Annotated in this window: 28 protein-coding genes; 15 read left to right on the top strand and 13 right to left on the bottom strand. The window is 63.9% G+C overall.

The window, feature by feature from the left end; genetic code table 11:
- Positions 1–80 precede the first annotated feature (80 nt).
- Entirely contained in the window at positions 81–1,169 is a 1,089-nt protein-coding gene (locus tag LIX00_RS02250; protein ID WP_227354559.1) for an NADH:flavin oxidoreductase/NADH oxidase, read from the top strand.
- Between the two features lie 14 nt (positions 1,170–1,183).
- On the opposite strand, the gene LIX00_RS02245 is transcribed toward LIX00_RS02250, so the two are convergent.
- Entirely contained in the window at positions 1,184–2,296 is a 1,113-nt protein-coding gene (locus LIX00_RS02245) for a WD40/YVTN/BNR-like repeat-containing protein (RefSeq protein ID WP_227354558.1), read from the bottom strand.
- 153 nt (positions 2,297–2,449) lie between these two features.
- Positions 2,450–2,680 carry a hypothetical protein gene (locus LIX00_RS02240; protein WP_227354557.1) on the bottom strand — a complete coding sequence of 77 codons (231 nt, stop codon included), beginning with the start codon at positions 2,678–2,680 and terminating at the stop codon, positions 2,450–2,452.
- 112 nt (positions 2,681–2,792) lie between these two features.
- Between LIX00_RS02240 and LIX00_RS02235 the strand changes: the two genes are divergently transcribed.
- Entirely contained in the window at positions 2,793–3,116 is a 324-nt protein-coding gene (locus LIX00_RS02235; protein WP_227354556.1) for a winged helix-turn-helix transcriptional regulator, read from the top strand.
- 276 nt (positions 3,117–3,392) lie between these two features.
- Here the strand turns inward: LIX00_RS02235 and LIX00_RS02230 are convergent, their stop codons facing one another.
- The 3 genes from LIX00_RS02230 to LIX00_RS02220 all read right to left on the bottom strand — a co-directional run bounded on the left by LIX00_RS02230 (position 3,393) and on the right by LIX00_RS02220 (position 5,282).
- The gene (locus LIX00_RS02230; RefSeq protein ID WP_227354555.1) at positions 3,393–3,545 is read right to left on the bottom strand and encodes a hypothetical protein; all 153 of its coding nucleotides are present in this window, start codon (positions 3,543–3,545) and stop codon (positions 3,393–3,395) included.
- Between the two features lie 79 nt (positions 3,546–3,624).
- A complete protein-coding gene (locus LIX00_RS02225; protein ID WP_227354554.1) occupies positions 3,625–4,272 on the bottom strand; it encodes a class I SAM-dependent methyltransferase in 648 nt (215 codons plus the stop codon).
- Positions 4,272–5,282: an NAD(P)/FAD-dependent oxidoreductase gene (locus LIX00_RS02220; protein ID WP_227354553.1), complete on the bottom strand. Its 1,011-nt coding sequence runs from the start codon at positions 5,280–5,282 to the stop codon at positions 4,272–4,274. Before LIX00_RS02220 ends, LIX00_RS02225 begins: the two co-directional genes overlap by 1 nt.
- A gap of 161 nt (positions 5,283–5,443) precedes the next feature.
- On the opposite strand from LIX00_RS02220, the gene LIX00_RS02215 reads away from it, so the two are divergent.
- The 3 genes from LIX00_RS02215 (at position 5,444) to LIX00_RS02205 (ending at position 8,289) form a co-directional block, all read left to right on the top strand.
- Positions 5,444–5,842, top strand: coding sequence for a helix-turn-helix domain-containing protein (locus LIX00_RS02215; protein ID WP_227354552.1), 399 nt, complete (start codon positions 5,444–5,446; stop codon positions 5,840–5,842).
- 509 nt (positions 5,843–6,351) lie between these two features.
- Positions 6,352–7,527 (top strand): GNAT family N-acetyltransferase, encoded by a 1,176-nt coding sequence (locus LIX00_RS02210; RefSeq protein ID WP_227354551.1) that lies wholly within the window; start codon positions 6,352–6,354, stop codon positions 7,525–7,527.
- Positions 7,528–7,566: 39 nt separating this feature from the next.
- Entirely contained in the window at positions 7,567–8,289 is a 723-nt protein-coding gene (locus tag LIX00_RS02205) for a DUF7547 family protein (protein ID WP_227354550.1), read from the top strand.
- A 61-nt stretch (positions 8,290–8,350) separates the two neighbouring features.
- Here LIX00_RS02205 and LIX00_RS02200 read toward each other — a convergent pair whose 3' ends face one another.
- On the bottom strand, positions 8,351–8,713 hold the full coding sequence (locus tag LIX00_RS02200; protein WP_227354549.1) for a Zn-ribbon domain-containing OB-fold protein: 363 nt from the start codon (positions 8,711–8,713) through the stop codon (positions 8,351–8,353).
- On the bottom strand, positions 8,714–9,865 hold the full coding sequence (locus LIX00_RS02195) for a thiolase family protein (RefSeq protein ID WP_227354548.1): 1,152 nt from the start codon (positions 9,863–9,865) through the stop codon (positions 8,714–8,716).
- Positions 9,866–9,988: 123 nt separating this feature from the next.
- Between LIX00_RS02195 and yciH the strand changes: the two genes are divergently transcribed.
- Positions 9,989–10,294, top strand: coding sequence for a stress response translation initiation inhibitor YciH (gene yciH / locus LIX00_RS02190; protein WP_227354547.1), 306 nt, complete (start codon positions 9,989–9,991; stop codon positions 10,292–10,294).
- A 97-nt stretch (positions 10,295–10,391) separates the two neighbouring features.
- On the opposite strand, the gene LIX00_RS02185 is transcribed toward yciH, so the two are convergent.
- On the bottom strand, positions 10,392–10,622 hold the full coding sequence (locus LIX00_RS02185) for a hypothetical protein (RefSeq protein WP_227354546.1): 231 nt from the start codon (positions 10,620–10,622) through the stop codon (positions 10,392–10,394).
- Between the two features lie 60 nt (positions 10,623–10,682).
- Positions 10,683–11,345 carry a hypothetical protein gene (locus LIX00_RS02180; protein WP_227354545.1) on the bottom strand — a complete coding sequence of 221 codons (663 nt, stop codon included), beginning with the start codon at positions 11,343–11,345 and terminating at the stop codon, positions 10,683–10,685.
- A gap of 657 nt (positions 11,346–12,002) precedes the next feature.
- On the opposite strand from LIX00_RS02180, the gene LIX00_RS02175 reads away from it, so the two are divergent.
- Both LIX00_RS02175 and LIX00_RS02170 read left to right on the top strand, forming a co-directional pair.
- Complete coding sequence (locus LIX00_RS02175; protein WP_227354544.1) at positions 12,003–12,371, top strand: hypothetical protein; 369 nt, start codon at positions 12,003–12,005, stop codon at positions 12,369–12,371.
- An 84-nt stretch (positions 12,372–12,455) separates the two neighbouring features.
- Positions 12,456–13,049, top strand: coding sequence for a DJ-1/PfpI family protein (locus LIX00_RS02170; RefSeq protein ID WP_227355653.1), 594 nt, complete (start codon positions 12,456–12,458; stop codon positions 13,047–13,049).
- A gap of 109 nt (positions 13,050–13,158) precedes the next feature.
- On the opposite strand, the gene LIX00_RS02165 is transcribed toward LIX00_RS02170, so the two are convergent.
- The 4 genes from LIX00_RS02165 to LIX00_RS02150 form a co-directional block, all read right to left on the bottom strand.
- Complete coding sequence (locus LIX00_RS02165) at positions 13,159–13,659, bottom strand: twin-arginine translocation signal domain-containing protein (protein ID WP_227354543.1); 501 nt, start codon at positions 13,657–13,659, stop codon at positions 13,159–13,161.
- A gap of 628 nt (positions 13,660–14,287) precedes the next feature.
- Positions 14,288–15,346: a tyrosine-type recombinase/integrase gene (locus tag LIX00_RS02160; RefSeq protein ID WP_227354542.1), complete on the bottom strand. Its 1,059-nt coding sequence runs from the start codon at positions 15,344–15,346 to the stop codon at positions 14,288–14,290.
- Positions 15,333–15,725: a DUF5805 domain-containing protein gene (locus LIX00_RS02155; protein WP_227354541.1), complete on the bottom strand. Its 393-nt coding sequence runs from the start codon at positions 15,723–15,725 to the stop codon at positions 15,333–15,335. The genes LIX00_RS02160 and LIX00_RS02155 overlap by 14 nt, the downstream gene beginning before the upstream one ends.
- A 251-nt stretch (positions 15,726–15,976) precedes the next feature.
- Positions 15,977–16,207, bottom strand: a complete 231-nt coding sequence (locus LIX00_RS02150; RefSeq protein ID WP_227354540.1) for a hypothetical protein — start codon at positions 16,205–16,207, stop codon at positions 15,977–15,979.
- Between the two features lie 276 nt (positions 16,208–16,483).
- Here LIX00_RS02150 and LIX00_RS02145 point away from each other — a divergent pair, with 276 nt between their 5' ends.
- The 7 genes from LIX00_RS02145 (at position 16,484) to LIX00_RS02115 (ending at position 24,627) form a co-directional block, all read left to right on the top strand.
- Positions 16,484–17,059: a hypothetical protein gene (locus tag LIX00_RS02145; protein ID WP_227354539.1), complete on the top strand. Its 576-nt coding sequence runs from the start codon at positions 16,484–16,486 to the stop codon at positions 17,057–17,059.
- A gap of 64 nt (positions 17,060–17,123) precedes the next feature.
- Positions 17,124–18,179: a TIGR00341 family protein gene (locus tag LIX00_RS02140; RefSeq protein WP_227354538.1), complete on the top strand. Its 1,056-nt coding sequence runs from the start codon at positions 17,124–17,126 to the stop codon at positions 18,177–18,179.
- The gene (locus tag LIX00_RS02135; protein ID WP_227354537.1) at positions 18,176–19,270 is read left to right on the top strand and encodes a DUF7972 family membrane protein; all 1,095 of its coding nucleotides are present in this window, start codon (positions 18,176–18,178) and stop codon (positions 19,268–19,270) included. Before LIX00_RS02140 ends, LIX00_RS02135 begins: the two co-directional genes overlap by 4 nt.
- The gene (locus LIX00_RS02130) at positions 19,267–20,226 is read left to right on the top strand and encodes a beta propeller repeat protein (RefSeq protein WP_227354536.1); all 960 of its coding nucleotides are present in this window, start codon (positions 19,267–19,269) and stop codon (positions 20,224–20,226) included. Before LIX00_RS02135 ends, LIX00_RS02130 begins: the two co-directional genes overlap by 4 nt.
- Positions 20,227–20,392: 166 nt before the next feature.
- Positions 20,393–21,859 carry a permease gene (locus tag LIX00_RS02125; protein WP_227354535.1) on the top strand — a complete coding sequence of 489 codons (1,467 nt, stop codon included), beginning with the start codon at positions 20,393–20,395 and terminating at the stop codon, positions 21,857–21,859.
- Positions 21,856–23,079, top strand: a complete 1,224-nt coding sequence (locus LIX00_RS02120; RefSeq protein ID WP_227354534.1) for a hypothetical protein — start codon at positions 21,856–21,858, stop codon at positions 23,077–23,079. The genes LIX00_RS02125 and LIX00_RS02120 overlap by 4 nt, the downstream gene beginning before the upstream one ends.
- A complete protein-coding gene (locus LIX00_RS02115) occupies positions 23,080–24,627 on the top strand; it encodes a cbb3-type cytochrome c oxidase subunit I (protein ID WP_227354533.1) in 1,548 nt (515 codons plus the stop codon). It begins immediately after the preceding gene.
- The last annotated feature ends 3 nt before the right edge of the window (positions 24,628–24,630 follow it).

Here is a 24,630-nt window from a genome sequence, read left to right as displayed (position 1 = left end):
TTGGGTCGGCCGTTCGGAGACATCGGCAAGTTCGACTGTGTTTGTAGCAGTTTTCAGGGCCGAACGCGTACCCGACGGCGATGACCGACGATCTGTTCAGTTCCCTCTCGCTCCGCGAATGCACGGCACGGAACCGCGTGATGGTCTCGCCGATGTGCCAGTACTCCTGCGACGACGACGGACTCGCGACCGATTGGCACCGCGTCCACCTCGGAAGCCGCGCCATCGGCGGTGCGGGTATCGTGATGACCGAGGCGACGGCGGTCGAACCGCGCGGCCGAATCTCGCCGAACGACCTCGGCATCTGGAGCGACGACCACGCGAACGCTCTCGCTCCCGTCGCGGAGTTCGTCGGCGAACAGGGCGCGCTCCCGGCCATCCAACTCGCCCACGCGGGTCGGAAGGCGAGCAAGACTCGCCCGTGGGACGGGAGCAGTCCGTTGCAACCGGACGAAGGCGGGTGGGAAACCGTCGCCCCGAGCGCGGACGCGTGGCCGTACGACGGAAACCCGCCGGAGATTCGGGCGATGACCCGCGAGGACATCGCGGGCGTGGTGGACGCGTTCGCGGCGGCGGCACGGCGCTCGCTCGACGCCGGGTTCGAAATCGCGGAAGTCCACGCCGCCCACGGCTATCTCCTCCACGAGTTCCTGTCGCCGATTACGAATCACCGCGAAGACGAGTACGGCGGGCGATTCGAGAACCGAACCCGCATCGTCCGCGAGGTGACAGACGCCGTTCGCGCGGCGTGGCCCGACGACAAACCGGTGTTCGTCCGCATCTCCGCGACCGATTGGCTGCCGGACCGCGAATCGTGGACCGTCGAGGACTCCGTCCGCCTCGCCGGCCAACTCGCCGACGCGGGCGCGGACCTCGTCGACGTGAGCGCGGGGGGTATCCACCCTGACCAGCGGATTCCGAATCCCGGTCCCAACTATCAGGTTCCGTACGCGGAGCGAATCCGCGAGGGGACTTCCCTCCCCGTCGGCGCGGTCGGGGGTATCACCGAACCGGCGCAGGCCGACGCGCTCGTCCGAAACGGCCGCGCGGACCTCGCGGTCGTCGGTCGAGAACACCTCCGCGACCCGTACTTCACGCTCCACGCCGCGAAAGAACTCGGCGCGGAGGACCGCGTCGACTGGCCGGTGCAGTACCGGCGAGCGGTGTAATCGCGCCGCGCGGGCTACGACACCCACTCGCCCTCGGCGTACTCTCTCACGGTCTTGCTGGTGTCGGATATCGACGGGAGCGTCGCCGCCGTCGTAACGGCCGTCGTGGTGGTCGTCCTACCCGCGTCTCCCCCGTCGACGACGCGCTCGACGATGGTACCGCCGGCGCCGACCGCGACGTCGACGCCGTTCGACCCGCGGGAGACGCCGCGGAACTGCGTCTCGACCGAGGTCACGGTCCGACGCCACTGCCCCGCGGACCGTCGTTCGTAGACCTTCCCTCCGGAACCGGCGGCGAGTCCCTTCTCCCCGTCGCGGTCGATGGAGCGGATGGCCTGTCTCCCGTCGTCGATAACGTGGGGCGTCCAGCGAAACCCGTCGTATCGATAGACGATACCGCCGCCGCCCGCGACGTTCACGTCCTCCATTCCGACGCTGGCGATGTCGAAGAAGTTCTGCCCGGCGAAGTCGATGCCGATTCGCGTCCACTCCACGCCGCCGTCGGTCGTCTCCGCGACGAACTGACTCGTGCTACAGACGTGACCCTTCGTTCGGGTGTGGAAGTCGATGCCGGGGATGGTCGAGCCGCCCCCCGGTTTGCGCACGTCCTCGTACTTCATCGCGCCGCTGCTCTGCCGGACGCCGACGAGCAGTTCGCCGGAGCCGTTGACGAAGTAGAGTCGCTCGCTCTCGCCGCCCTTGCCCGTGACCGCGACGTCCTCCCACGTGCTGGTCTTTCCCTTCGGCGCGGAGTAGTTCGTCAGAGTTTCCGTCACGACGTCGTACTCGCCGATGACGCCGCTCCCGCCGACGAACCAGATTCGCGTTCCGTCGTCGGTCACGCCGACGCCGGTCAAGGGTCGACTGCGCGCCTGCGGCCCGTACTCGACGACCTTCTCCCAGCCGCTCTGGCGACGCGCGAGCACGTCGCCGCCGCCCCCGACGGCGAACGGCCCTTCCGCGGTATCGACGACGCCGTTTAACGTCTTGTTCGTCGGCGATTCGACGGCGCTCCACCCGCTCGTCGATTCGGTCCGCGCCGACGCTACGAAGCTGATTCCACCGACCGAGGCGACAGCCGTCGTTCCTCCCGCTCGAAGAAACTGACGTCTCGTGTGTCGCGTCATTTCTACGCACCACATCATTATTCGTTTTCGACGAATAAATAATATGTAGAACGTATTGGAAAATAATCTGTCGTCCGAATCTATTCCGCGCACACGTCGGCCTGACTTGCCGACGTGTCCGACTTTCGCCGCGCGAAACGGAGCGGGCGGGTCTCAGACGGAGCGGGCCCGGGCGAGCAGTTCGGCCTCCGAGATGAGCGTCGCACCGCACAAGTCGCATCGATAGTACGCGTTCATACCGTCGTCACCGACGTGCCGGAGGTCGTCGTTCGGATGTGCGCACCGGTTTTCGTTCGACGCGACGACCCAAACGTTCGTGCGAATCCCGTCGGTTCGGTCGTCGCGAGCCTCGTCCACTGGTGTAGTACGGTTCGTTCGTGACACGAGCGAATGTTGGCGCTCCGATTCCAAATACGTGTCAGTACCGTGTAAGGTTGGTGGTACCTCGATAGGTACCACCCCACTCAAGTAGAAGTGACCCGTACAGAGAAACGGAATGCAAGGGGCGGAGCACCTCGACTGGCAACGCACGTGGCACGGCCTCTGGGACATTCTCGGCTGTAAGTGGACGTTTCACGTTATCCGACTCCTCTCGACGAACGAACGCGGATTCAACGAGATGGAACGAACGCTCGACGGAATCACTTCGACCATGCTCTCCCGACGACTCAAGCAACTCGAAGCCGAGGGTATCGTCTCGAGGGAGGTCGAACGGACGTCGCCGCCGACCACGACGTATCGACTGACCGAGACGGGGCGGGAGTTGAGCGGAATCCTCCGCGAAATCGAGGAACTGAATCCGACCGGCGACCGAGACTGAGCGGCGTCCACCGCCTCCCGCCGTCCCTCTCGCGCACCGTTGCTTTCGTGCGCATCTCGGCGGAAAGCCTGCGGTTCGAACTGTACCGTCAGCCCGTTCCACGACCGATTCTGCGCTTCGACGACCGAAGGCGACACTCGAACTCTCCCCTCCACAACCTCGGAAGATGAGTTTGATGCGTGGCTCACTTACAACGCTGTCAGGAATGCATTAGCGTACGAAACCGACAGCGCTCTATAGGAGATGCGGTGGGACTCCCATCGGAGTATAGCCGTTCTATCGGTCAGCCTCTCTCGTCCACCCGTTCTCAGCGAGATACGTCTCGAAGCCGGTGAGATCGAGACCAGCGTCGCGCCGAAGCCCCGCGATGTCGGCCTCGTAGCCGTGTTCGTTGATCCACTCGAACGTCAGCGCCTGATCCTCGCCCATCCGTTCCCGGGCTTGCTCGATCGGGACGTGTAGTGCCTCATGACGGTGCTCCGCAACGCGAACGTTCGACGCATCGGTGTTACTGGTCCTCTTGAGGGTCGTAAACCGGCTCTTCATCACTCCGTTCGGCGACCAAGACGCCCACCTGGTCATGCACACGCTCGACTTCCGTGACCACGAACCCGACGTCAGTGAGTATGTCCACGAGCATCCCGACGGTAGCCCCGTCGACCCCGTGGCTGAATAGCGGTTCTTCAGGGTCGGGTGATCCGAAGAACATCGCGTCACCGAGGACGAATCGACGCGGGCCGAGGTCGGCGATGGCCTCGATAGCCTCGCGTTTCTCCTCATCGGGGAGGTGGTGCAGAGCGAAATTCGAGACCACGACGTCTACTTCGCCGTCGTAGTGCGGGTCGCGGAACTCGCCGTAGCCGAACTCCACGTTCTCGAGACCCCTATCGGCGGCTTTCGACCGCGCCTGCTCTATCATCCCGTCGCTGACATCGCGACCGACGACGTGGCCAGCATCCTTGGCCAACGCAAGCCCGATCAAGCCCGTCCCCGTTCCGAGGTCGAGGACGACATCGTCGGGACCAGGGTTGGCGTGTTCAGTTACAAGTGTGGCGCACGCATTGTAGATCGGCTTCTCTTCGCTGCCGTGTTTGTCGTCGTACCGATTGGCAATCCGTGAGAAGTGATCGGCGAGGTCCTCAAGGGGCTCGTCCATTATTGCCACCCTCCTTCGAAGTCTTCCGTGGAGAGTTCCCCATTCACGGTCGCGCCGACTGCGTATCCATCGGCGACGGCGGACGGTATGGACGGAGGAGATCCGCTAGAGGCGTCACCAGCAATGAACAGCCCCTCAACCGATGTGAACCCGATTCCACGCTGGGATCGCGTTGCATCGACGAGTCCAGCCTGGTTCACTTCGAGACCGAGCCGTTCTGGTATCTCGCTGTGTTGCTCCATCGGCGGAGGGTAGAACAGAGCGTGGCGAGCTACGTTGCGACCATCCGCGAGGGAGACGCTTTCGAGCTCACCATCGGAGCCGTTGAGGGCGGTAATCGGTTCGTCTTCGATTTTGATTCCTCGTTCGACGAACACCGACCGCGATTCGTCATCGAAGACGTCCTGCCCGTCGGTAAATACGACGAGGTCCTCACTCAGGTTGTAGATGAGCTTCGCGTAGTCGACCGTGTGTTGGTCCGTGACCATCACGCCGAGGGGTTCACCACGTACTTCGTAGCCGTGACAGTAGGGACAGTGATGCACGCCACTCCCCCAGAACTCCTCGAATCCGTCGGTATCGGGAAGGTCGTCCCTGACACCTGTCGCTAGTACAACCTTCCGACTTGTGACCCTCTCGCCGGAATCCAGAGTGCTGGTGAATCCGTCGTCGTCGTCTCTACTGACATCCGTTACTTTCGTATCGCGGAACTCGCCTCCGTACTTCGCTACTTCCTCACGACCGAGACGGCGGAGTTCACCCGGTGGGATGCCGTCCCGCGTCAGATATCCGTGCGCCTCAGCTGCGGGACCGTTGCGGGGTTCGTCGTTATCGCAGACCAAGACGCTGCGGAGCGAGCGCCCTAACTGGAGGGCCGCGCTCAAGCCCGCTGGCCCGCCACCGATGATGAGAACGTCGAAATCCAACTCGCCGCCGCCAGTTGTTTGCATAGATAGTGCAAGTAGGGTGGCGGTGATAAGGCTGTCGCTGTCGGAGATGGCAGTACCCAAATACAGTTAAACGCAGCCGTGAAGCTTTAAACGGCGAGTTCTACACATTTTGGTGAGTCCGTCCGGATCTCACTCAATCCTCGGTGGTCGATCCAAGCGTGCGGGGTGTATGCACTCAGAATGCAAGACTTATCTGGCCGGAGCACCAAAGACCAATAACAATGCCAGACGCTGTGCAAAAGCAACTCAACGAAGAGCGGGAGTGTGAGGGTCTCCTCGACTGTATGTTAGGGCTGAATGAGATGGACAGACGTGTATTTAGACTAATGGTGGAATGCCCCGAGCCACTTACCATAGATCAGGTCGCGAAGTTTATCGACCGCGAACGGACGACTGCGTACCGTTCGGTCAAACGGCTTCTAGAAGCAGGAGTGGCTGTTGAAGAGCAGGAAAGTTGCCCGAAGGGGGGCTATCACCACGTGTATCGGGTCTCCGATCCCGACGAGATTGCAGATGAACTCCAACGAATGCTCAATGAGTGGTACGCCACCACTGGACAACTAATTCAGGAGTTCCGAGACACGTATGGAGAGGATCGTTCACCTGAAATGAACCGATAGTTACACATTTTTGTTATCTACTATCTATTCAAACTGATGACGCAGAGTGACCGCCGATCGACCGACGCGTCGCCGCTGCTCTCGAACTCCACAAACACCTCCGTGATCATAACATCTGGCGGCTCACTGGTTTCCTGCCGAAGGCTGGTGTCGGCGGTGAGATGGACTGTGCACCGGTTCTGACAGCTGGTGAGTGTGGAGTTCGTTTGCTCAGCACCGATCCCGCCCGACAAGCGCTCTACACCAGCTCGGACCGCCTATTGTGAGTGGCGATACTCTGCGGGACGTATGGTCTTGGCCAGTTTTCGCGGACTCGATGAAATCTAACCGAAAGAAGTGGTCGGGACTTCACCCTTGTCATCCAGCTGAGCCACGATTAGGTCTGAAAACACGAGAAAATAGCCCATCCTCCGAAACTGTGCCCCCGAACCCGGGCACATTTAGTATAGCGATATATGGTTCACGCGGTCGATACGAAGCTATTTGATAACTCCCGTTCATCGCCAACTATGCCCGAATATCGGCCGCTTCCCTCCGAGCGCACCGATGAGTATCGCCGATTCTTACGCTACGCGTTCCGACCGGAGGCGGGACCGGAGTTGGACAAGGACGACGGCCCGGACCTCGGCGACCGGCGCGGTCTCTTCGAAGGCGACGACTTGCTCTGCGTCTGCAAACACCACTGGTTCACCGCCCGCGTCCGCGGCGAGTGGCACGGGGTAGCCGGACTGTCCGCCGTCGCTTCGCCCCCCGAAAACCGCCGGAGAGGGCTGGTAGCCCGGATGCTCGCGGAGTCGCTCTCCGAGTACCGCGAGAAGGGGGTGGTCTTCTCCGCGCTCTGGCCCTTCGACTACGGTTTCTACCGGCGATACGGCTGGGGGACGGTGACCAAGTACACGAAGTACGAGACGACGCCGGACGCGCTGGCCCTCGACACCGAGCCGACGGGCGAGTTCCGCCGCCTCGACGCCGACGATTGGGAACTGCTCGGACCGGTTTTGGACGCCCACGGCGAGCGGTACGCGCTCACGCTCGACCGAACCGAGGAGTGGTGGCGGCACCGCGTGTTCGAAGGCTGGTTGAAAGATCCCTACGTGTACGCGTGGATGCGGGACGGCGAAGCGCGAGGGTACATCGTTTACACAGTCCAGGAGGACGGCGACGACAAGCAATTCCGCGTCTGGGAACTCGCCCACGTGGACGACGAAGCCTACCGCCACCTCCTCCGGTTCGTCCAGTACCACGACTCGCAAGTCGAGCGAGTGCGCCTCTACGAACCCGAAAACGCGGCGCTGCTCGACGTGGTCGACGACCCCCGCGAGGTCGATTGCGAGATTCGGACCGGACCGATGTTCCGACTCGTGGACGTGTCCCGCGCGCTCGAGCGGCTCTCGTACCCTGACGGTGCGGACGGTCGAATCGTCTTGCGGGTGAGCGACCCGCTGGCCGAGTGGAACGAGGGAACCTTCGAACTGGTGACCGGCGACGCGGTTCGCTGCGAGCGCACCGACGCCGACCCGGACGTGACGACCGACGTCAACACGCTCTCGCAACTCGTGGCGGGCTATCACTCGGTCGAGGACGCCGAGCGATTCGGCGGCCTCGTCGTCGAAACCCCTCGCGTCAGCAACCGCCTCGCCACCCTGTTCCCGAAGCGGGACGTGTTCCTCCGGGAAGGCTTCTGAGCAACCAACGCTTTTGTTCTGCGGTGCCAACGTTCGGGTATGTCAGACGACCGGAACGGTCGAGGCGACCGGGACGACCTCGAAGAACGCGTCGAGGAGTTGGAGACGACGATTCGCGACCTCCGGAGCGAACTTCGTCAGCCACCCCGCGGCGCGTTCGGTCTCCCGCGCCCGCCGACGCCCCGCGAAGTGCTCTCGTTCACGGGCGAGTACGCCATCCCGACGCTCGTCGCCATGCTGGAGGCGAACGTTCGCGCGCTGAAGGCGCTCCAGCAGATACTCCGCCTCGTCGACCCCGAGCGCGGCCAAACGCGGGAGGCGCGCTCCGAACTGGGCTCTCGCGCGAATCGGGTGAGTCGAGCCACCCTCGACCGCCTCGAATCCACGCTGGAGGAAGTGGAGGGCGCGCTCACCGAGGGCGGACTGCCGCGCGAACCGGCCGCGAGACGACTGCTCGAAGACGCGCGCAAACTCAGCGAGGACATCCGCGAGGAGGTCTCGGCGGGGCGCGAGCGTGCCGACGCCGAGCGCGACGCCGCCAGAGCGATAGATATCGAGGATGCGGGCGGCGACGAAGGCGGGGAAGACGAGAGCGCGATGGAAGACGGCGAGGACGAGAAACCCGAGGTGGACGTGGACGCCGAACTGCGCTCGATTAGAAAGGAACTCGGCGTGGGCGAGGGGGACGCGGACGACGCGGCCGGTGACGATGCGAGCGATACCGATTCAAACGCCGGCGATTCGGACGATTCCGACGAGTAGGAAGTCAGGGAGGTTGTGAGGGTCGCGCGGGGGTGGAGCAGAGAAAGGAGGCCTTCGAGCCTCAGACCGGTTCGAACCGATACCCGTCCCAGTCCTGACTCGCGGCCTCCCGTATCCCGGCCTCGGGGTCGCGCAGTTCGTCGACGTGAACCGGACGAACTTCGTCGCCGATCTCCACGTCGCCGGTCGTCAGTTGGCCGATGGTTCGCACCGACTCCCCGTCCACGTCGAACGCCACGATGGCGAGGTGGTTCGGTTGGCGGACGCCGGGCGGCGTCGCGGTGCTGGTCGTCCACGTCACGATTTCCGCGGTGCGCTCGGTCAGATCGACGGTCTCGACCTGGGGTTCCGCGCACTCCGGACAGCGCGGGTGCCCCGGATGGGTGAGGTGGTCGTTCGGACAGCGGTGTGCTTCGAGGGTCATTTAGGGTGCCTCCATGATGGTGGTGGTGACGCAGTTGCCGAACCCGCCGACGTTGCAGGCCAGCGCGACCTCCGCTTCGACCTGTCGCTTCCCGGCCTCGCCGAGCAACTGCCGGTGGAGTTCGTACGCCTGCGCGACTCCGCTCGCCCCGAGCGGGTGTCCCTTCGATTTCAGCCCGCCGGAGGTGTTGATGGGTAACTCGCCGTCGCGGTCGGTGACGCCTTCCTCCACGGCCTTCCACCCCTCACCCTGGTCGAAGAAGCCGACCGCCTCGCTCTGGAGGAACTCGAGGATGGTGAACATGTCGTGGAGTTCGGCCACGTCCACGTCGTCGGGGTCGCGCTCGGACATCTGGTAGGCGAGTTCGCTGCTCTCGTAGGCCGCGCCCATCACCGTCGGGTCGTCGCGCTCGTGGACGACGTGGGTGTCCGTCGCGCCCGCGATGCCCGAGACGACGGTGTACTCCTCGGCGTACTCCTTCGCCGTCGACTCGGGACAGAACAGAAGCGCCGCGCTCCCGTCCGTGATGGGACAGAAGTCGTAGAGGCGCAGGGGGTCGGCGACGACGGGAGAGTCCATCACCGTCTCCAAATCGACCTCCTTGCGGAACTGGGCGTGCGGGTTGTCCAGCCCGTTTCGGTGATTCTTCACCGCGACCTTCGCCAGACTCTCGCGCGGCGCGCCGTACTCGTGGAGGTACCGCCGGGCGGTCAGCCCCGCGAAACTCGGGAGGGTGACGCCGTGTTTGTACTCCTCGGGATGGGTGAGCGAGGCGATAACGTCCGTCGATTCCGCGGTCGACTTGTGAGTCATCTTCTCGCCGCCGACGAGCAGGGTGAGGTCGCTCGCGCCCGAGGCGACCGACTGCCACGCGGCGTGGATTCCGGCCCCGCCGCTGGCGCTCGTCTGGTCGACGCGTTGGGCGTACGCCGGAAGCGCGCCCAGGTCGTGCGCCAGCGCGTTCGGAACTCCGGTCTGTCCCTCGAACTCGCCGCTCGCCATGTTGGAGACGTACAGGTGCTCCACGTCGAGCGGCGAGACGCCGGCGTCGTCGAGGCAGGCCTCCCCGGCCTCCGCGAGCAGTTCGCGTATCCAGGCGTCGCGCTTTCCGAACTGCGTCATCGACGCCCCGATGACTGCGACTCGGTTCATACCCCAGACGACGCAGCGGTGGGTTTAGAAACTTGAGATTCGCGGAGCGGTCGGGAGCCGATGGCTGTTTCCCCGCTGACGTGAGACAGACCCAAGGTGTTCGGTACCGTACCTCCTCCTGCCGTGGCAAACGACAAAGACGACCTCAGTTCCATCACGGGACTGCCGGAGGAACTCGGCATCGACGAAGATCTGGGAAGAACCGAACAGCGCCTCAGTATCCGCACGGAGAAGCGTCGGTACGACAAGCCCGTCACCATCGTCGAGGGGTTCGACCCCGGCGAGGTCGACGTGAAAGAACTCGCGTCGGAACTGAAACGGAAGATGGCGACCGGGGGGACGGTGAACGAAGGGGCGATCGAACTACAGGGCGACCACCGCGAGCGCGTGGCGGAGGTACTGCGGGAGAAGGGGTACGAGGTCGCTTAACCGATTCGTACCTCGTGGATTGTACGATCGACAGTACGAGTATTCGACTACTGAATAACGTGTCGTAGTGTAGAAAATAAAATAGAATGCGGTATGATTACGTTGTAGATATATCTCCGCGACGTGATTTTTCGATTCCTAACGCAATCAGATACAGCCCAACTCCTAGGAGTAACAGCGGAAACGCTACAATAGCGACCCATCCCATTAGGCCTGCATTAGCCGTTAACGCACCGGCAATAAGGATATAGCCGATAACTGGTGAAACAAGGAGCAGAGATACAACAAATAGTAGTTGTATTCTTCTCTCGCTAATTTTTGGGACCATCACGCGTTTATTCGAAATTTGAATACATATGCTTTATTATTTGATTGGACATATTATATTTTAGCAGTCGTTACACTCCCCGTGATCGCCATCGTCAGTCCAGCTACCATCTCCATAAACGTCGTGCTCAACCCACGGATACGCGTGATCCCATTCCATACCCACTCCACTCGATTCGAACTCGCCTTGAGTCCAAACGTTGTAGTGGTACGATCCAACTCCACCGACCTCATCCAAGCCGATATGACCGTTAAACGACCAAGCAACTCCGGGAACTTCTGCCCAGCGTCGATACCGCTTGGAGGTGATATCGTCACCGTCGTAGCAGAAGTCCGTTTCCAAAAAGTATCTCCATTGCTCACCGAGGTAGCTAGAACCTACAATTTTTGTCGTTATTGTTTTACAGCCCGTGGCTCTGATACCAACGTCCCCGTCTGAATCCGCGCCCTGCGTCGTGGCGGTAACGTCACGGATTGTGACTGCTTCCTTTATCAATTCGAGGTCTTCTTTCGACATTTGTTTCCAGACTTGCTCTGGATTCTTTGCATTTTCAACCTTACCGAGCAACTTCTCCGCGCGTTTTAGATCTGCCTTGTCGAGCTTTGTTTTTTCCTTCGCAACGACGGTCCCGATTCCTCCAGCGAGCGCGCTTCCGGTGACCGCCAATGTCTGTAACCATTTCCGGCGTCCAATTCGCCGTTCGATTGTTTCTTTGCCAGGCATTGCAATTAAATATACGTTACTCATTATATATAAAATTTCCTACCTATAATAAATTTGTCCCCAACACAAATTTGCTGAACGACTTTCACCAGGCAATTAATTCTATAATCATGATCAATTTTAACGCTATTGTCAAAGTAAACACCGCGGAATTTTAAGGCGCTTACTTCACGTCTCGTCACGAATCTACGCGACGACCAAACAAATTTAAGACGAATAGAGTCTCACTAAGAACAGGATGAGAGACTCGCATCTATTTTCATGGTAAAAGAAACGATGCCCGCACCATCCGAGTTTAAATTGACTTTTTCTACGGTCGGCAGTTACGACGAGCGAGGATTTCTAATCAGGGAGGAGCGCAAAATACGAGGGAAGTAAGAAGATGAGCAAGGAGTTTATCCGCAGTATCGTCCTGACGATCTGACAGCACTTCGACAAAGCTCGTAAGCAGGGATTCAACTACGCAGCGTGCTGATCGCCGAAGACTTCCGTGACGCCTGTTAGACGGAAGTAATGATTGTATCAGAGGATGTCCCGGACGAAGTATTCGACGGTGTACGCCTATAGAAGGATTCGGCCGGCGATACCTGCGCGCAGCGCCGCCGAAGCCTTATCTCCGCTCGGCACTCAGAAACGGTATGGAAACTCGGTGGGAGGATGCGGAGTAGGCTCTTCGGCGGTCGATTTCCGCGAATACTCGTTCTGCTCTTACTGCTGGGACTCGCGCGGCGACTGTTCTTCTCCGGCGACGGCGGTGGCGGTGCCGGTGGAGGGAACGGCGCGGTGCTCCCCGGCGTCGACGGTGCGACACTCGTCGCGGTCGCGGTCGTCGTCCTCGCGATCGGCGGCGTGCTGGCGTACCGCGCCGGAACGTTCCCGTGGGGCGCTCGCTCGGAGTCGCTGACGGAGCGACCGGACGGCGATTACACATGCCGGTACTGCGGCGAGAATCTGGACCACTACCGGAGTCGGTGTCCGTACTGCGAGACGCGAAACCCGGTCGGCGACCCCGAGAGCGATGCGTAACCGACGCGAACGACTCGCGTTCCTCCCCGCTCGTCGACAGGTAGCCGTATCGTTATGCTAATCGATACCGTACTCGCGCAAGCCATGGACGGGAAGAAACTCCTGATGATAGTCGGCGACTTCGGCGAGGACTACGAGATGATGGTACCGTTTCAAGCCCTGCAAGCGGTCGGTCACGATGTGGACACGGTGTGTCCCGACAAGGACGCGGACGACACGGTGAAGACCGCGGTTCACGACTTCCGGGGCGACCAGACGTACATGGAATCGAGGGGTCACGATTTCGCGCTCACGAAGGCGTTCGACGAGGTTGACCCCGCCGACTACGACGGACTCGTCCTCCCCGGCGGGCGCGCGCCGGAGTACCTCCGGACCCGCGACGAGGTCGTCGAGACGGTGCGCCACTTCGCGGACGAGGACAAGCCCATCGCCGCCATCTGCCACGCCGCGCAGATTCTGGCGGCGGCGGACGTAATCGAGGGCCGGACCTGTTCGGCCTATCCCGCGCTCAAAACGGACGTGGAGGACGCCGGCGGGGAGTACTACGACGGCGTGACCACCGACGGGAATCTGGTGACCGGGCGCGACTGGGGCGACCACGTCGAGTGGCTGTCGCAGTTCTTGGACGTGCTCGGAACGACGGTAGAACACGAACGAACCGTCACCGCGGACGACTGATTCTCCGTCCCCGGCTCGCGGTCGCCGGGTTCACCGAACGCTACGCCTCCGGGTGCATCGCCTCGAAACGCATGCGGTACAAAAACGGTGGTTGGAGCGGAGTTCAGGACTAGCTTTGGGTGGTCGTGGTGGTCGTGGTACCGCCGCCACCGCCGCCGCCCTCAATACTGGTGCTGAGCAGGTTGAGCGTGCTGCTGAACACCGACGCGTCGCCCGAGAAACTGCGAGTGGAACCGGTGTTCAACGACAAGTCGCGGCCGAACACGAACGTCGTGATCTGACCCTGTCCGCCGTCCCCACCCCCCAGCAGGTAGCGGATGATGTACGCGTTGTAGTCGTCCGGTTGGCTGATTTCGGGAACGTTACCGCCGCCGGGGCGCGAGAGGAGTCGAACCGTCGTCGATTGCTCCAGCGACTGGATAACCCGGAACTGGACGTTCGGGTGGTAGTCGTAGGTGTACACCAGCACGTTCTGTCCCTGCGCCGACGCGCTGCCGGCGCTGCCGAGACCCAACGCGAGCGCCCCCGTCGCGAGCGCGCCCTTCTTCATGAACGACCGACGTTCCTTCGATTCGACGTTTTCTGTGTCTCGTGGTTCTCGTTCAGTCATCGTGACTTCACAACCCCGTAAGCCGGACCCCTTGATAAAGGGAGAGGACGTTTCAATTTTCCAATTCGTACCTACCTGTACGTGAACTTCGGTAATCCCCGTGGGCGCGAAGGTACTGCGGATTACGGTGCGTTACTTCCCGGATCGCCACCGTTTACGGCCCTCAACTTTCCGTTGACCGAGCGGTCCTCTCCATCGGTCGGAAGAGCCGTTTCACCAATCCGGTTGATATAGCGATATACGATTTATTAGTTCGGTGCGGAACGGACACGTGAAATTCGGGCGACATTTTCCACCGGCCACGGTGAACGTCGACCCCTGAACGGTTCACCTTCGATGCTCCGTCGGGGCGCGTCGCCGTCGATGAGCGGAGGAAAACCGGCTACCGGCACCAGGCGAAACGGCCGAAGCGCCGAAATCGCCCCATCGATTCGCGGCGAGGGAGTCCGACGGCATCCGAGAAGGCGGGGCCGCGACGGCGGCCGAGGAGCGGGCGTTCGAATCAGTCGACACTTCGGACGCCGATTCCGTGCGAGAAATCGCTTCCTCGACCGCGCGCGTACCGACGGTCGCGTCGAAAACGAACCGAACGGGAGACGACGGTTCGAGACGAGTCCGCGGCGCGGATTCACAGCAAGGAGTAGACGTTCGCCTCGTACACCTCTCGCACCCGGTCCCCCCAGTTGTGGGTGTAGGTGTCGATGATGTCGCTCGCCACGTCGCCCCGGAGGTACTTGACGATGCCGCGGTCGCCGGTGCGGTCCCGGAGGTGCGTGGTGAAAAAGTGGCGGAAGTAATGGGGCGTGACGTTCTCTTCCGCGCCGCCGCCGGTTCGGTACCAACCGGCATCGCGGGCGTGGCGCTCGACGGCGTTTCGAACCATCTTCGGCGTCAGGCGTTCGCCCCAATCGCCGCTCGTGCTGACGAACAACGGCTCCGCGCGGGAAATCGCGTCCGGTCGAATCGCCAGCCACCGAACGAGCACTCGACTGAGTTCGTCGTCCACCGGGACGACGGTCTCGCGCTTTCGCTTGTTCGACGCGGTGCGCTCCTCCCCGTTGACGACCTGCCCGCGCACCGGGTCCGCGGCGACGAAGATGGAGTCGGGGCGTCCGTCCAACTGCGGTCGCTCCCCCAGCGCGTACGCGGATCGTACGTTCTCGTCCGCGATGTTCACGTCCCGGAGGTCGAGGTTGCACGCCTCGCCGACGCGCATCCCGGTCTTCAACAGGGTGAGAACCACGGCGCGCTCCAGCGGGTGGGTGACGTCGGCGACGAACTCCCGCATGCTCGCCACCGAAATTTCACGACGGGTCGGGTCCTTGTCGACCGATTCGTGCATCTCCTCGACCACGAGCGCCATCGGGTTCGAGTCGAACGCGCCGACCTGCGTCATGTAGGCGTAGAATCGGTGGAGGTAGGAGGCGTAGGTGGCGACGGTGCTTTCGGCGCGGTCGCCTCGGAGGGTGTGAATCCACGCCATGCAGTCGCGCTGCGTGGCCGCTCCGGGCGCGACGCTTCGCCCCGAAGGGTTCCGGCCGGGGTCTCTCAGGAACGCCTCGAAGCGCCGCAAAACACGCTCGTAGGCGTCGCGCGTTCGTTCGCTCTTCCCGTGGTAGAGGAGGTCTTGGAGGAAGTAGCCCACCGGGTCGTCGGGGTTCGGATCGGCGGGGCTACTCGTCGCCATCGTCACCTCCGACGAGGACGTACCCGCCGCGCCGCCCGCTGTACTGCACTCGGTTCTCGGACTGGAGTTCGTCGAGCGCGCGGTCGAGTCTGTCTTCGAAGTCCCCGGCGAGTCGTTCGACCAGTTCGTCCCACGACAGAGTACCCTCCGAGGAGAGGAGGTCGAGCAACCGCGTTTCCAGCTCGTCACCCCCGGGGTTCGACCCCTCGGAATGGGTCTGCGCGGGGGCGAGTTCGAAACCGCGTCTCCCGGCCTGTACCATGGCCCTGACGAACTCGCTCTGGCTCATGTCGAGGTCCTCGGCGTGCGCCCGCCACTCGTCTTTTTGGTACTCGGGAATGTACGTCTTCACGACAGTTCGGCTCGACTCGTCGCCCATGGTTGCGCGTCTCGCCCCCGGTATATCAATTTGTCCCACGTGGGGTGATAAGGGACTTTATCCCCTTCGATAGGCCCTTCCTCGCGCCCTCAATACTCGAATATCGCTCTTCGTGGTACCGCCAGCAGGCCATGCATGGTGCTTTACAGGGAGATATCTCGGAGCCGACTGAATCTACACCGAATCCGTTCCGCGTGGGTCGAAAGCGCGAGGTCGTTTCGTCCGAGAGCTCGCTTCGAGAGATCGCCCCGCTACTCGTCCGGTTTGTTCGCGACCCGCGTCGAACGATCGGCGGCGGAGCCGCGACGGTTTCGAAACGTTCCGAAGCGGACCCCGGCGGTCGCCAGCGTACGCCCCGGCGCTTCGAGACCGGTCGCACCGTCGAATGCGCTCCCCTCGAACGACGCCTCCGCTCTTGGTCGCGGAAGATTCTCGGCCGCCGGACGGACGATAAACTGCGTGTCGCTATACGTTACCGCCAACCCGATCGCGGACGATTCGGCGGCCGGTTCGAGTTCGACGGTGACGAACCGGCCGTACTCACCTCCGGTATATCCTCCCCCACTTCGTTAACGGAAACATAATCCGAGAATTTCATTCCTTGTATCTGTCTAATAAATTAATCCGTCTAAGTATATTGTAGTGATATTTTTAAGCGAACAGCCCCGAGTATGTTATGTCAGTGCGGTTCGGGCGACGGACCATCGAGGTGCGGATGACCCCCAACCGAACAGTCCGCTGTTTCTCGTTCGACAGAGATGAAAGGTAACTACGCGTTCTGTCCGAAAAGCGGTGCACCGCTATCAGAAGAGCTTCACTACGACGACGAAGGCCGTTCGCGCAGGTGCGTGGAGAGCGACGAGTATTCGGCGGTGCGTTCACCGGACGGCGAACTGACCAACGGGTCGCTCCGCTCGTCCAAGGTCGCGGTATTCAATCACTTCCGACGCTGTCACCAGCGTCACCACGGGACGGATTCGCGACTCTACTCGAAGGCGACTCTCGCGCTGAGACGCCTCAAACGAACGGCGAACGGGCGAGAGGCGTGGGACATGTACGTCTGGTACGCGCTTGCCGAACGCCTCGACCGCCTCGGATTCGACGTTCGATGGATGAGCGTGCACGTCGAGCCGCGCTGTCCGCGGTGCGCGGGCAGCCTCAAGTACGAACGAACGGCGGCGGACGAACTCGTCGCCCGCTGCGGTACGGACTGCACGGACGACCGAAGCGACCGCCTCGCCGAAATCCGCGAGACGGTCGTCGGCCTCTACGGTCGAGCGTTCGATGTCGACGCGAGCGAACGGCCGTCGGTGGACGACCTCGAATACCTGTGATGCATCCTCAGTCGTTCGGACGGGGCGACGACCGCCGTAACCGAACTCGCCGACAGTGAGTGCCATGGCACGGAAAGATATGAGATTGGTGGACGTGATGGCGATGTCGAAACGAGCGCGGGAGCGAACCGTCGAGTTCCTCGACCGGGAGGAACTCGATTACACCGTCTCGGACCACACCGCCGATTCGGCCGAATCGAACGAATCGGCGCGCATCTCGTTTCCCGTTCCGGCGCACCACGTCGAGTCCCTCCGCACCGCGCTGGAGGACCTCGGCGTCGAGGACGACATCTACACGGTCGTCACCAAGCCCGAGGCCATCGTGTCGTCCAGATTCGACCACGTCGAGAAGCAGTACGAAACCGTCGGGACGTTCGGACACCGTCGCGTCGCCCGCGGCGAACTGCACTCGAAGGCGGCCGACCTCATCCCCGACGATATCGTCTTCGCCATCATGACGGCCATCAGCGCGATCGTCGCCACCGCGGGCGTGCTGCTCGATTCGGTGTCGGTGATGGTCGGGTCGATGGTCATCGCCCCGCTGCTCGGCCCGTCGATGGCGACGAGCGTGGCGACGGTCATCGGCGACGAGGACCTGTTTCTCACCAGCGCGCGCATGCAAGCCATCGGCGGCGCGATATCCGTCGCCAGCGCGTTGGCGTTCGCCCTGTTCGTGAGATACGCGACGGGCGGAAAGAGCGCCATCGACGTGAGCGCCAGTCTCCAACTGAGCATTCACAGTTCCCCGACGCTCCTGCTCGTGGCGGTCGCGCTCTGCGCGGGAATCGCGGGCGCGGTCAGCCTCTCGACCAGCGGGCTAACCTCGTTGGTCGGCGTGATGATAGCGGCGGCGGTGATGCCGCCCATCGGCGTCATGGGCGTCGGCATCGCGTGGTTGCATCCGACGGTCGTCCTCGGGTCGGCGGCGGTGGTGTTGGTCAACGTCCTCGCCATCAACCTCGGCGCGATCGTCACGCTCTGGTACTTCGGCTACCACCCCGGCGACTGGTCCGACCTTCGTAGAACCCGGAGCGTGATGCTCCGGCGCATCCTCGCGCTCATCGCGCTCATCGGGGCGCTCGTGTTGTTCCTGACGAACGTGTCCACCATCCACTTATGACCGACGAAGACGACCGACCGCTGGTTCGCATCCTCCGACTGCTAGGCGCGTTCCTCCGGGTGACGCTCCGAACGCTGTTCGTCGGCCTGCGCCTGCTCGTTTCGGTGCTCCGAAGCACGAAGAACCGCCGACGGGCGAGGCGATGGCTCCTGCTCGAAGCCGACCGAAGGACGATCGAGCGCGGCCTCGTCGGCGGCGTCTTCGCGGCGACGCTCGTGCTCGGTCTCACCGACGTCATCGGCGTTCGGGAGAGCGGCTTCGTGACGACGATGTTCAGCACCATCATCGCGGGGCTGTTCTCGTTCGTCCCCCTCGTCATCGCCATCAACCAACTGACCGTCTCCCGCGTGCTGGGCACGCCGAAGCGACTGCGCGAGCGCGTCCTGAGCGTGCGGTCGTTCCGCGCCGACGTCGAGGAGATGCTTCCGAACGTCGCGGTGAGCACCACGGACCCGGCGGGGTTTCTCCGGTTGATATACAGGGCCATCGGCGACCGTGCGGCGTCGCTGGAGGCGGCCTGCACGGGGTGTCCGGACGCGGTTTGCCGCGAGGAGGTGAGCGAGTACGCGGCCGCGGTCGCGGGACGCGCCGATTCGGTCGAGACGCACCTCGACGGCGACGCGCGCATCTGGAGCGTTCTCCTCCCCGTGATGAACGACGACTACTCCGAGCACTGCAACGAGGCGCGACGAATGCGGACGACGTACGACGACTCGTTACCGCCGGAGGCCGACGACCTCCTCTCGGAGCTTCAAGAGCTGTTCGTGTCCGTGGACGTCACCCGCCAGTACTTCAAGACGATGTACCTGCAACAGGAACTCGCCAAACTGTCGCGGCGGATCGCGTACAGCGGCGTGGCCGCCGTCCTCGTCTCGACGCTCGTCATCATGATATACGCGACCGGCTACCCGCCCATCGTGGGGGAACTGCCGTTGCTGTTGCTCGTCACCGCCTCGCTGGCCATCGCGTTCAGCCCCTTCGCCATCCTGTTCGCGTACGTGATTCGGGTCGCGACCGTCCTCAAACGAACCTCCGCTCCGGGAGCGTTCACCCCGAAGGGCGAGCGCCCGCCCGGCGCTCGAGAGCGATGACCACGAGACGCCGGTTCCTGCGAGCGGCGAGCGTGGGCGTGCTCGCGCTCGGCGGTTGCACGAGAAACGACGGAAACGACGGCGAGTGGATCGCCGTCGAATCGCCGACGGAGATGACGCTGTACGACGTCGTCATGACGCGAAAGGGGCCGTACGCAGTCGGCGAGGGCGGTCGCATCGTCGCGCGCCGCGGCGACGGGTGGCGGGTCGTCGTCGAGGCCGGCCCGTCCGGCGCGCGGAACGCCCTCCGCGGCGCGTCGGTCACCGACAACGGACGCCACCTCTGGGTCGCGGGCGACAGCGGCGTCGTCGGCGTCTACGACGTGGACGCCGGTTCGATGACCGACCACTCCGCGCCGAAGGGGATGACGAGCACGTGGGAAGCGACGGGCGTCGTCGGACTCGCCGGCGCGGAGGTGGTCTCCCTCGCGAACGGTTCCGGGGAGGTAGTGCGGGCGACCCACGCGGACGGACGGGTCGAGTGGAGCGACCCCGTGAAGCCCGGCGGCGGATCGAGCATCACGAGCGTCGAGTTCACCGGCCGCGGCTTCGGGTTCGTGACCGACACGTCGAGCAACGTCTTCCAGACGGTCGACGGCGGCGAGACGTGGCGGCGAATCGGCATCCGGCGGGGAAGCGTCAACCTCCACGATATCGCGCCGCTCCGGTCGAACGAGATCGACGTGGTCGGCGATGCGGGGTCGATATTCGGCTACAACGGGTTCACGTGGACGCGCTCGCGGGCGGGCGAGAACGCCCTGCTGGCCGTCGAGCGCGAGCGTCACCGCGGCCTCGCAGTCGGCGATTCGGGCGGCGCCTTCCGACTGACGCCCGACGGGTGGCGGCGCGAACGAGCGTCGAACGGCGAATCGCTACACGGCGTCTGCCTGGGGACGACCGAGCACCCCGCTATTTCCGTCGGCGAAAGCGGAACCGTTGTGGAATATCACAAATAGGCGACTAAACGATTAAAAATGAGTTTTATTTCTAGGAATTGTAAATAAGATTTTTACTATTAGAGACAGAACTAGACGGTGAGCGCCCGCCTGGACGACGCGCCTCCCGCGCGGATGACCTCCCGGCGCGACAGTGTCTTCTTTGCCGTTCGAGCGAACAACAACAATGTCAATCATCACTTCGTTACTGCACGGTATCGGACTCGCCATCGGGATGGCGTGGGAAACGTGGTGGGCGCTCGTCCTCGGATTCACGCTCACCGGCGCGGTCGACGAGTTCGTCACCGAGAGACAGATGAGTCGCTACCTCGGCGACGACGGTTGGCGCGAGGTCGGCCTCGGAACGCTGTTCGGCATCGCCTCCTCCAGCTGTTCGTTCTCCGCGATAGCGACCGCGAAGACGCTGTTCAAGAAGGGGGCGTCCCCGGTCGCCAGCTTCGCGGCGTTCCAGTTCGCGGCCACCGACCTCGTGGTCGAACTCGGGCTGGTGATGTGGATTCTGCTCGGCTGGCAGTTCGTCGCCGCCGATTTCGCCGGGGGACTCGTCGCCGTGGCGGTGCTCGCGCTCGTCTTTCGGCGCGTGCCGGACGAGTGGTTCGAACGCGCGCGACGCCACGTGTACGAACTCGACGGAGCGACGTGCGCCGCCTGCGGCATGGACGCGTCGCCGGACGACGGGGAGACGGTGACGGCGAAGGTGGACGACGAAACGCGCCGCTTCTGCTGTTCCGGCTGCGAGATGGTGTACCGCAACCGGGAGTCGGCACCGTCGAAAACGGATCCGACGGAGGAACTCACGTCCCTCGAAGCGTGGACGCGGGCGGCCACCAGCACGGTGAAGGAGTGGGACATGCTCTGGAAGGACATCGCGGTCGGCTTTCTCATCGCGGGCCTGCTGGCCGCGCTCGTCCCCCGAACGTGGTGGACGACCCTGTTCAGCACGGGCGGTTCCGGGTTCCTGTGGGTGGCGTCGAACTCCGTCATCGCCGTGCTCATCGGCGTCCTCACGTTCGTCTGTTCGGTCGGTAACGTTCCGTTCGCCCTCGTCCTCTGGCAGAACGGCATCGCCTTCGGAAGCGTGCTCGCGTTCATCTTCGCCGACCTCATCATCCCGCCCATCGTGAACGCGTACCGACGATACTACGGCGCGCGAATCGCCGCGGTGTTGTTCGCCGCGATGTTCGTCGCGGCGGTCGTCGCCGGCATCGTCGTGCACTACCTCTTCTCGGGACTCGATCTCGTTCCGCCGCAGGGCGCGGTCGGCGGCACGGCCCCGAGCGAGTACACCGTCGTCCTGAACCTGCTCTTCACGCCGCTCTTCTTCGCGCAGGTGACCGCCGCCTACGGCACCGAGCGAGTCGGTGACGCCCTCGTCGCGTTACCCGGCGTCGTCGGCGACGCGCTGGTCGACGTTCGCCGCGCGGCGGGTCACGTCGCCGCCGCCCTCCGAATCGCGGGCGGCGCGACGGTCGGTCTGGTCCGCGGACTCGTCGACGCGGCGCGACCCCTCCGGCGCGCGGCGGCGAATCTCGTCAGGGCGCTCGGTCTCGTCGGCGAGGCGTTCCGTCGGTTCGGCGGCGCGCTGGCGCGAATCGTCGAAAAGCTCCGGGAGGCGTACCGAACCCTACGATGACCGGGAGAACGTCCGCGTTCACGGTCGGTTTCGGGGCGCTCGTCGCGGTGGCGCTGCGGTACGTCCCCGAGTACCTTCGACTGCTCGGCGCGCGAGCGTGGTTGGTCGGACTGTTCGGGAGCGCCGCGCTGGGGCTGTCGCTCGTCGCGCCCGCGGTTCGGCGCGACGTGGAGCGGGCGGTCGGACGACGAACGACCCTCGTCGTCGGCGCGGTGGCGACCGGGGGTCTCGTCCTGTGGCTCTCCGCCCCCTTCTTGGGCGCGTTCTCCGCGATAGTCGTCGCGTTCGAACCGTGGGTCTGGGTGCTCGCCGGTCTTCCGTTCCTGTGGCTCTGGCGAACCGACTCGTCGGCGTTCCTGTCGCGGCTCCGTCGGACGAACTCCTTCGAAACGGATGGAGGGACGAACCGGCGAGCGCCGTTTCTCGCGGCGCTCGCCGTCGCGGGCGGTCTGTTCGTCGGCGCGCCCGATTTCCTCGCGGGTTATCAGGTGCTGCTCGCGCTCGCGGCGAGCGCCGGTCTCACCGCGGCGGTGGCGGCCGAGATTCGCGCGGTCGACGACGCGGACGAATCCGCCGCGGAACGCTCCGACGGCGGTTCGGATCCGCCGGACGTTCCGTCGGCGTCACGAGCGCGCGCCGCGCTGCGGGAACTCTCCTCGACGAATCGCTCCCTCCTGCTCGGCGACGTTCTGGTTCGGTTCGCCGTCGGCATGGTCGCCTACTTCCTCGTCATCGTCGTCGTCCACCACCTCCGCCTCGAGGCGACCGCGTTCGGCGTCCGATTTCAGCCGGAAGCGACGTTCGCGCTCCTGCTCGCGGTCGAGACGGCGACGGCGATGGCGGGCGGACCCCTCGCGACGAGGCTCGCGGCGGAGGTGAGCGCGAAGGGCGTCGCGGTTGCTGGTGTGCTGGTCGCGGCGCTGGTACCCCTCCTGGTCGCCACCGCCGAGAGCGTCGCGGTCGCCGTCGCGCTGTTCGCGTGCCTCGGCGGCTCGCTCACCACCCGTCCCGTCCGCGAGCGGCTTCTCGCCGAAGCGACGCGGTCGAACGGCGTCTCGGACGCCTACCTGGTCGCCCGCCGCGCGGCGGTCGTCCCCGCCCCGCTCGTCGGCGGATTGCTCTACGGGTTCGGCGCGGAACTGGCGTTCGGACTCGCCACCTGCGTCGGCTTGCTCGGCTGTCGGGAGTTTCTGCGGTTCGTCAGGAGGTCGAGGGCGTGAATGTCCGCCGAACGACCGACGGGGGTGAGACGCTGGCTCACGACCGTGAATCACCGGGACATCGGCCTGCTCTACCTCCTGTTCGGGACCGGCGCCGGACTGCTCGGCGCGTTGGACGCCATGATGCTCCGCACCGACGCCCTGTCGCCGCGCCCCGGCGTCTGGGGCGCGGCGACCTACGACGCACTCTTTACGACCCACGGGCTGACGATGCTCTTCCTGTTCGCCGGGCCCGTCGTCTTCGGCGTGGGGAACTATCTCGTCCCCATCCTCGTCGGCGCGGACGAGATGGCGTTCCCGCGTGTGAACGCCGTCGCGTTCTGGGTGCTCCCGCCCGCCGCGCTGCTGATGCGGGCGGGAATCGTCGCGGACGTCCTCGGCGTCCCCGGCGTCGGTCCCCCCGCCGTCGGCTGGACGATGTATCCCCCGCTCTCCGCGGAGATGCCGAACCCGGACATCGACCTCCTGCTGCTGGGTCTCCACCTCTCGGGACTCGGCACGGTCATGTCGGGCATCAACTTCGTCGTGACCGTCGTCGCCTGTCGGGAGGTCTCGTGGGCCGAGTTGGACATCTTCTCGTGGACGATGCTGGTCACGGGCGGACTCGTCGTCTTCGCGTTTCCGATGCTCGGCAGCGCGCTCGTCATGCTCCTGCTCGACCGGAACTTCGGGACGACGTTCTTCACGACCCCCGGCGGCGGCCCGCTCCTCTGGCAGCACCTGTTCTGGTTCTTCGGTCATCCGGAGGTCTACATCCTCGTCCTGCCGCCGATGGGTATCCTGAGCTACGTCATTCCGCGGTTCGCGGGGCGGAAGCTGTTCGGGTTCGAGTTCGTCGTTTATTCGACGCTCGCCATCGGCGTCCTCTCGTTCGGCGTGTGGTCGCACCACATGTTCACGACCGGCCTCGACCCGCGCATCCAGGCGAGTTTCATGGCCGTGACGCTGGCCATCGCGGTGCCGAGCGCGGTGAAGACGTTCAACTGGATGGCGACGCTGTGGAACGGGCGAGTTCGCCTCGAAGCCCCCATGCTGTTCTGCGTCGGCGCGATAGCGAACTTCGTCGTCGGGGGCGTGACGGGGGTCTTTCTGGCGGCCATCCCGGTCGACCGACTGCTCCACGGCACCTACTACGTCGTCGGCCACTTCCACTTCATGCTCGTCGGGATGTCCGCGTTCGCGCTCTTCGCCGCCTGTTACTACTGGTTCCCGCTGTTGACGGGACGGTGGTACGACCCCCGCCTCGCCGAACTCCACTTCTGGCTCTCGGCGGTCGGCGTCGTCGGCGCGTTCACCGTCCTCGTGCTGCTCGGGATGGACGGCCTCCCGCGCCGGATGGCGACCTACCCTCCGCGCTTCGCACCCCTGCAGATGGTCGCCACCGTCTGCGCCTACGTCCTCGGAATCGCCCAACTCGTCTGGCTCTGGAACGTCGCGCGGTCGCTGTCGCGCGGCGACCGCGTCGAGACCGACGACCCGTGGAACCTCCGCGAACTCGGCTTCCGGTCGCGGGAGTGGGAGTGGTTCGCGGAGCGACGAGAATCCTGACCA

The organism is Haladaptatus salinisoli (assembly GCF_020614375.1).
GTDB classification, from domain to species: domain Archaea; phylum Halobacteriota; class Halobacteria; order Halobacteriales; family Haladaptataceae; genus Haladaptatus; species Haladaptatus salinisoli.
Note: the sequence above shows the minus strand (reverse complement) of the source record. Positions and strands in the feature narration are given on the sequence as shown.

What these genes read in the sequence shown, in the direction of transcription:
- LIX00_RS02250 (WP_227354559.1), top strand. Translation starts at nt 81, where the DNA reads ATGACCGACGATCTGTTCAGTTCCCTCTCGCTCCGCGAATGCACGGCA.
- LIX00_RS02245 (WP_227354558.1), bottom strand. Translation starts at nt 2,296, where the DNA reads ATGACGCGACACACGAGACGTCAGTTTCTTCGAGCGGGAGGAACGACG.
- LIX00_RS02235 (WP_227354556.1), top strand. Translation starts at nt 2,793, where the DNA reads ATGCAAGGGGCGGAGCACCTCGACTGGCAACGCACGTGGCACGGCCTC.
- LIX00_RS02230 (WP_227354555.1), bottom strand. Translation starts at nt 3,545, where the DNA reads ATGGGCGAGGATCAGGCGCTGACGTTCGAGTGGATCAACGAACACGGC.
- LIX00_RS02225 (WP_227354554.1), bottom strand. Translation starts at nt 4,272, where the DNA reads ATGGACGAGCCCCTTGAGGACCTCGCCGATCACTTCTCACGGATTGCC.
- LIX00_RS02215 (WP_227354552.1), top strand. Translation starts at nt 5,444, where the DNA reads ATGCCAGACGCTGTGCAAAAGCAACTCAACGAAGAGCGGGAGTGTGAG.
- LIX00_RS02210 (WP_227354551.1), top strand. Translation starts at nt 6,352, where the DNA reads ATGCCCGAATATCGGCCGCTTCCCTCCGAGCGCACCGATGAGTATCGC.
- LIX00_RS02205 (WP_227354550.1), top strand. Translation starts at nt 7,567, where the DNA reads ATGTCAGACGACCGGAACGGTCGAGGCGACCGGGACGACCTCGAAGAA.
- LIX00_RS02200 (WP_227354549.1), bottom strand. Translation starts at nt 8,713, where the DNA reads ATGACCCTCGAAGCACACCGCTGTCCGAACGACCACCTCACCCATCCG.
- LIX00_RS02195 (WP_227354548.1), bottom strand. Translation starts at nt 9,865, where the DNA reads ATGAACCGAGTCGCAGTCATCGGGGCGTCGATGACGCAGTTCGGAAAG.
- LIX00_RS02185 (WP_227354546.1), bottom strand. Translation starts at nt 10,622, where the DNA reads ATGGTCCCAAAAATTAGCGAGAGAAGAATACAACTACTATTTGTTGTA.
- LIX00_RS02180 (WP_227354545.1), bottom strand. Translation starts at nt 11,345, where the DNA reads ATGCCTGGCAAAGAAACAATCGAACGGCGAATTGGACGCCGGAAATGG.
- LIX00_RS02175 (WP_227354544.1), top strand. Translation starts at nt 12,003, where the DNA reads ATGCGGAGTAGGCTCTTCGGCGGTCGATTTCCGCGAATACTCGTTCTG.
- LIX00_RS02170 (WP_227355653.1), top strand. Translation starts at nt 12,456, where the DNA reads ATGGACGGGAAGAAACTCCTGATGATAGTCGGCGACTTCGGCGAGGAC.
- LIX00_RS02165 (WP_227354543.1), bottom strand. Translation starts at nt 13,659, where the DNA reads ATGACTGAACGAGAACCACGAGACACAGAAAACGTCGAATCGAAGGAA.
- LIX00_RS02160 (WP_227354542.1), bottom strand. Translation starts at nt 15,346, where the DNA reads ATGGCGACGAGTAGCCCCGCCGATCCGAACCCCGACGACCCGGTGGGC.
- LIX00_RS02155 (WP_227354541.1), bottom strand. Translation starts at nt 15,725, where the DNA reads ATGGGCGACGAGTCGAGCCGAACTGTCGTGAAGACGTACATTCCCGAG.
- LIX00_RS02145 (WP_227354539.1), top strand. Translation starts at nt 16,484, where the DNA reads ATGAAAGGTAACTACGCGTTCTGTCCGAAAAGCGGTGCACCGCTATCA.
- LIX00_RS02140 (WP_227354538.1), top strand. Translation starts at nt 17,124, where the DNA reads ATGGCACGGAAAGATATGAGATTGGTGGACGTGATGGCGATGTCGAAA.
- LIX00_RS02135 (WP_227354537.1), top strand. Translation starts at nt 18,176, where the DNA reads ATGACCGACGAAGACGACCGACCGCTGGTTCGCATCCTCCGACTGCTA.
- LIX00_RS02130 (WP_227354536.1), top strand. Translation starts at nt 19,267, where the DNA reads ATGACCACGAGACGCCGGTTCCTGCGAGCGGCGAGCGTGGGCGTGCTC.
- LIX00_RS02125 (WP_227354535.1), top strand. Translation starts at nt 20,393, where the DNA reads ATGTCAATCATCACTTCGTTACTGCACGGTATCGGACTCGCCATCGGG.
- LIX00_RS02120 (WP_227354534.1), top strand. Translation starts at nt 21,856, where the DNA reads ATGACCGGGAGAACGTCCGCGTTCACGGTCGGTTTCGGGGCGCTCGTC.
- LIX00_RS02115 (WP_227354533.1), top strand. Translation starts at nt 23,080, where the DNA reads ATGTCCGCCGAACGACCGACGGGGGTGAGACGCTGGCTCACGACCGTG.